The 3064-nt window shown below is 71.3% G+C and carries 6 protein-coding genes; all 6 read right to left on the bottom strand.

What is annotated here, in order from left to right; genetic code table 11:
• The coding region (locus VGD32_RS13015) for a hypothetical protein (protein WP_331032308.1) at window positions 1–230 on the bottom strand (230 nt) is incomplete at its 3' end.
• Window positions 231–234: 4 nt separating this feature from the next.
• Window positions 235–699, bottom strand: a complete 465-nt coding sequence (locus tag VGD32_RS13020) for a biopolymer transporter ExbD (RefSeq protein ID WP_331032309.1) — start codon at window positions 697–699, stop codon at window positions 235–237.
• Between the two features lie 2 nt (window positions 700–701).
• Complete coding sequence (gene tolQ / locus VGD32_RS13025) at window positions 702–1448, bottom strand: protein TolQ (RefSeq protein WP_331032310.1); 747 nt, start codon at window positions 1446–1448, stop codon at window positions 702–704.
• A 129-nt stretch (window positions 1449–1577) separates the two neighbouring features.
• Window positions 1578–2027 carry a YbgC/FadM family acyl-CoA thioesterase gene (locus VGD32_RS13030; protein ID WP_331032311.1) on the bottom strand — a complete coding sequence of 150 codons (450 nt, stop codon included), beginning with the start codon at window positions 2025–2027 and terminating at the stop codon, window positions 1578–1580.
• On the bottom strand, window positions 2024–2404 hold the full coding sequence (locus VGD32_RS13035; RefSeq protein ID WP_331032312.1) for a hypothetical protein: 381 nt from the start codon (window positions 2402–2404) through the stop codon (window positions 2024–2026). The genes VGD32_RS13030 and VGD32_RS13035 overlap by 4 nt, the downstream gene beginning before the upstream one ends.
• Before the next feature lie 53 nt (window positions 2405–2457).
• The coding region (locus tag VGD32_RS13040; RefSeq protein WP_331032313.1) for a Holliday junction DNA helicase RuvB C-terminal domain-containing protein at window positions 2458–3064 on the bottom strand (607 nt) is incomplete at its 5' end.

Here is a 3064-nt window from a genome sequence, read left to right on the forward strand (position 1 = left end):
TCGGCCGCTTCCGGCGGCGGCGCGGCGGCGGTGTCGGCGGCGGGCTCCGGCGACGGCGCGTCGGCGGGGCCGGCCAGCACCATCTCCTCCGAGAGGATCGACACCGGAATGGTGCTGACGATCTGCCGCGGCGGCCGGTCCCCGCCGAACATCAGGGCGAGCACGACCGCGCCGATGACCGCCGCATGGACGACCATGGATCCGATCAGGGCCGAACCGGGACGCTCCAAACGGTCAGCCCTCCTCGCCGGACGAGGCGGCGGTGTTGGTGAGCAGATTCAGCTTGGTGAAACCGGCCGTGGACAGACGGGCCATGACCCGGATCACGGCCTGATAGGGCGCGCGGCCGTCGCCGCGGATCGAGATCGGCTTGTCGCGCGCGCCGGGGCCGCCGGCCTCGGAGACGCTGGCGACCAGATCGTCCCAGGCGACGGCGGTCTCGCCGACGAAGATCTCGCCGTTCTGCTGGACGGTCACCACGACGGGCTCGCTGACCGAGTCCACCGCGTTGGCCTCGGTCTTGGGCATTTCCACCGGCACCGCCACGCTCAGCAGGGGGGCCGAGATCATGAAGATGATCAGCAACACCAGCATCACGTCGACCAGCGGCGTGATGTTGATCTCGCTCAGGGGCCGTTTGCGGGCCCGTCTGCGGCCCCGGACGTGTCCGCCCGCGCCGCCCGTTCCGCCCATGGCCATGCTCAGAGCTCCCGGCGGCTGTAGTCGGCCGCGGGCTGCGGGGCCGGAGCCGACGGCCCGCCCAGCCGGCGAGCCACGGCGGCCTGCAGATCATCGGCGAAGCTCTCGAGCCGGCCGGTGAACTTGCCCGCGTCGATGGAGAATTTGTTGTAGGCCATATAGGCCGGAATGGCCGCGGCGAGGCCGAGGGCGGTGGCGAACAGGGCCTCGGAGATAGCCGGGGCGACGGTGGCGAGGTTGGTGTTCTGCGCGGCGGCGATGGCCCCGAAGGCGTTCATGATGCCCCAGACCGTGCCGAACAGGCCGATGAAGGGCGAGGCGGTGGCGACCACCGAGAGCACGCCCAGTCCGGCCTCGACGCGCTGGCCCTCACGGGCGATCAGGCTGTCCAGGGCCCGGTCGATGCGGGCCATCAGCATATTGCCCTGCCCCTCGGTCAGAGGGCCGCGGGTGCGCGCCTCGCGCCAATCCGACAGGGCGATGACCAGCATGCGCGGCAGCGGATGGGCCGGATCCGGCCCGGCCTGGGAGGCGATCTCCTCCAGCGAGCGACCGGAGCCGACGGCCTTCTCGAACGCCGCAGCATGGCTGTTCAGCGAGGCGAAGCGGATGGCCTTGTCGATGATCACCGCCCACGACCACAGGGAGGCGACGACGAGGCCGACCATGATCACCTTGACGACCGGATCGGCCGCGATGAACAGAGCCAGGGGATTCAGCATCGTCGATGCTTCGGCGGCGGTGGTCATTCGGTCGTCCTCTTTCGTCCGTGTGTCCTGTGCACCGGACGGGCGTGGCGGATATGTGGCGATTCAGCCGGGTCTAGCGAGGTCTGGCAGAACCGTCACCTGACTGCACGTGACAGGTTCGCAATCTGGTCAGGGTTCGCCCGTCAGCCATGGCCCGACCTTGTCGCGCAGGGCGGCCGTGGGGCGGCGCGGACGGCCGTCCAGGTGGATGCAGATCACCTCGACTCCGGCCCGGCACAGCAGGTCGTCGCCGCGGGTGATCGTCTGCGAAATCAGCAGCCGCGGGCCCTTGATGGCGCGATAGCAGGTGCGGACCAGCAGTTCGTCGTCGATCCGGGCCGGCTTGAGGAAATCCAGCTGCATCCTCGAGATGACGAAGGCGGACGGCTCCTCGCCCTCCAGCAATTCCGCGTGACCGACGCCCATCAGGCGCAGGGCGTCGGACCGGCCGCGCTCGAAATAGCGCACATAGGTCCCGTGGTAGACAAGGCCGGTGAAGTCGGTGTCCTCGTAGTAGACGCGGACCGGCAGGCGGTGCTCGCGGCCCTCGAAGCGGCCGGCGGTGGGGCGGTCGGTCATGGCCGCGCTCCGCCCGCACCCGGCGCGCGGGTCAGAAAGCCGGGGCAGACGTCGCGCAGCATCTTGTCGAACTCGGCCTTCAGCGGATCGGTCTCCAGCAGGATGCGGTTGGGGCGCGAGATGAACACGACCAGCTGGTCGCCGGCCGAGACGTAGCCGCAGACCGCGCGGCGGCGTCCCCTTTCGGTGTAGCGGACCACGGCGCCCGGTCCGATGTGGGCGCGCAGCTGGGCCCGGGCCCGATCCTCGGGCGAGGGCTCACCGCCGCCTAGGCCGCCGCCGCGGCTGACCAGCCAGAGCAGCAGGACGCCGAGGATCAGCACCGCCGCGCCCAGCACGACGATCAACCGCTCGACCCTGATCCTGCGTGGCGCCATGCCGCCTCCCGTTCACGGCCAAGCATGACGGGGTTCGTGCGCCTCGTGAAGGGTCACTTGCCGCCGAACAGGCCGCCCTGTTCCGGGGCGCGCGGCGGTTCGGTCAGGCCGAGGTGGGCGTAGGCGCGGGCGCAGGCCATGCGGCCGCGCGGGGTGCGCTGGATGAAGCCCTGCTGCAGCAGATAGGGCTCGATGACGTCCTCGACGGCGTCGCGGGCCTCGGCGATGGCGGCGGCGAGGGTGTCCATGCCGACCGGGCCGCCGCCGTAGTTCTCGATCAGGGCCTTGAGGAAGCGGCGGTCGTTGGCGTCGAGCCCGGCCTCGTCGATCTCCAACCGGGCCACCGCGCGGGCGGCGGCGAGGCGGTCGATGGAGGCGGCTCCGTCAGCGGCGGCGAAGTCGCGCACGCGGCGCAGCAGGCGGCCGGCGACGCGGGGAGTGCCGCGCGAGCGCGAGGCGATCTCGCGGGCGCCGTCCTCGGCGATCGGCGCGCCCATCTTGCGGGCCGCGCCCATGATCACCTTCACCAGCTCGTCAGGAGTGTAGAATTCGAGCCTGAGCGGGATGCCGAAGCGGTCGCGCAGGGGCGTGGCCAGCAGGCCGGCGCGGGTGGTGGCGCCGACGAGGGTGAACGGCGCCAGGTCGATGCGCACCGACCGC

It is taken from the genome of Brevundimonas sp., assembly GCF_036402095.1.
GTDB lineage: Bacteria > Pseudomonadota > Alphaproteobacteria > Caulobacterales > Caulobacteraceae > Brevundimonas.

Excerpts from the sequence above, each read along its gene's own strand:
- VGD32_RS13020 (WP_331032309.1), bottom strand. The coding sequence starts at position 699 with ATGGCCATGGGCGGAACGGGCGGCGCGGGCGGACACGTCCGGGGCCGC.
- tolQ (WP_331032310.1), bottom strand. The coding sequence starts at position 1,448 with ATGACCACCGCCGCCGAAGCATCGACGATGCTGAATCCCCTGGCTCTG.
- VGD32_RS13030 (WP_331032311.1), bottom strand. The coding sequence starts at position 2,027 with ATGACCGACCGCCCCACCGCCGGCCGCTTCGAGGGCCGCGAGCACCGC.
- VGD32_RS13035 (WP_331032312.1), bottom strand. The coding sequence starts at position 2,404 with ATGGCGCCACGCAGGATCAGGGTCGAGCGGTTGATCGTCGTGCTGGGC.